Annotated in this window: 2 protein-coding genes; both read left to right on the top strand. The window is 73.5% G+C overall.

Annotated elements, in window-relative coordinates; genetic code table 11:
* Positions 1-241: 241 nt before the first annotated feature.
* Complete coding sequence (locus tag B8460_RS13590; protein ID WP_048862147.1) at positions 242-580, top strand: TIGR02300 family protein; 339 nt, start codon at positions 242-244, stop codon at positions 578-580.
* Between the two features lie 200 nt (positions 581-780).
* Positions 781-1,578: an alpha/beta hydrolase gene (locus B8460_RS13585; protein ID WP_241771192.1), complete on the top strand. Its 798-nt coding sequence runs from the start codon at positions 781-783 to the stop codon at positions 1,576-1,578.
* The last annotated feature ends 127 nt before the right edge of the window (positions 1,579-1,705 follow it).

Here is a 1,705-nt window from a genome sequence, read left to right as displayed (position 1 = left end):
AACATGGCTGTTCTCTCCTTGCTGGCGTGCAGAGCGGGGTCCGGCGGGGCCGTGGGGCGCGGACGAGGGATGGGGAGCGGATGCGGTCATGACGGCGGCGGCGGATAGCACGCGGCCCCGGGCTTTGACAGGCGCGGCGGCACGGCGCGTTTGACAGCCCCGCGCAAGGATGGCAGACGCCCCGGCTCGCAGCCAATCCACCCCGAGACCGGCCCCCGTGGCCGGCGTGCGAAAGCGCCCGATGGTCAAGCCCGAACTCGGTACCAAGCGTGTCTGCGTCTCGTGCAGCACCCGCTTCTATGATCTACGCAAGGTGCCGGCGATCTGTCCGAAATGCGCGACCGTGCAGCCGGCCGATCAGCCGCGCCCGCGCCGCCCGACCGGCAACGCGCCGGAGGACAAGCGCCCCAAGAAGGTCGTCGCGGCGGAGCCCGGCGAGGATGTCGACGTCGATGTCGAGGTCGCCGACGAGGAAGTCGAGGACGACGTGCTGGAAGACGCGTCCGATCTCGAGGACGGCGACGACACGATCGGCGGCGAGATCGAGGTCGAGACCGACAGCGAGCCCGAAGAGACCTGATCGCCTCCCACCCGCGGCGATCGTCACAGATACGAATTGACCCCGGGAAGCCGCAGCCTCTAGCGTGACCGTCAGGGGCACCGCAGGGGCTGGGCATAGGCGACCGACCGGCCGGCAGCGAAATCGCGGAGATACGCGCGCGGCTGGCCGCCAGCCCGCGGCCGCCCGACCTCGCCGGCCGGCGCCGCCGGCTCGACGAGGTGTTCGGCGCCTTCCCCCTCGCCCCCGGCGCGACCGCCACCCCCGTCGATGCCGGCGGCGTGCCGGCTGAATGGACCGCCACCCCGGAGGCCGATCCGGGCCGCGTCATCCTCTATGTGCATGGCGGCGGCTACGTCTCCGGCTCGATCGCCAGCCACCGCAGCATGGTCAGCCATCTCGGCCGCCTCGCCGGGGCGCGCACCCTCGCCATCGACTACCGCCGCGCGCCCGAATCGGCGTTCCCGGCGGCGTTCGAGGATACGGGGGCGGCCTACCGGTTCCTGCTCGACAGCGGCGTCCCGCCCGGGGGCATCGTGCTTGCGGGTGACAGCGCGGGCGGCGGCCTGGTGATGGCGACGCTGATCGCGCTGCGCGACGCGGGCGGCCCGATGCCGGCGGGCGGTTTCTGCATCTCGCCCTGGGTCGATCTCGGCAACACGGGGGCCAGCATCGCGGCCAAGGCGGCGGTCGATCCCATGATCTCGCGCGAATATCTCGACGACCTCGCGCGCCAGTACCTGCAGGGCGCGGACCCGGGCGATCCCCGCGCCTCGCCGCTGTTCGCCGATCTGCGCGGCCTGCCGCCGCTGCTGCTCCAAGTCGGCACGGCGGAGACGCTGCTCGACGACGCGACGCGGCTCGCGGCGCGTGCCGGGGCGGCGGACGTGCGGGTGACGCTCTCGGTCTGGCCGGACATGATCCATGTCTGGCACCTGTTCCACACGCTCCTGACGCCCGCCCGCGCGGCGATCGCCGAGGCCGGGGCCTGGATGCGCGCCGCCCTCGACGCGCGTTAGGCGGGGTCCGCGCGCCCCGATCCGGGCGCGTCGCTGGCGTCGAGCGCGCCCTCCCGCGCCAGCAGCGCCCGCTTGCGCGCGATGCCCCAGGCATAGCCGGTCAGCCGCCTGTCATGGCCGACCACAC

The sequence above is a fragment of the Acidisphaera rubrifaciens HS-AP3 genome, from assembly GCF_000964365.1.
GTDB classification, from domain to species: domain Bacteria; phylum Pseudomonadota; class Alphaproteobacteria; order Acetobacterales; family Acetobacteraceae; genus Acidisphaera; species Acidisphaera rubrifaciens.
Note: the sequence above shows the minus strand (reverse complement) of the source record. Positions and strands in the feature narration are given on the sequence as shown.

Excerpts from the sequence above, each read along its gene's own strand:
- B8460_RS13590 (WP_048862147.1), top strand. The coding sequence starts at position 242 with ATGGTCAAGCCCGAACTCGGTACCAAGCGTGTCTGCGTCTCGTGCAGC.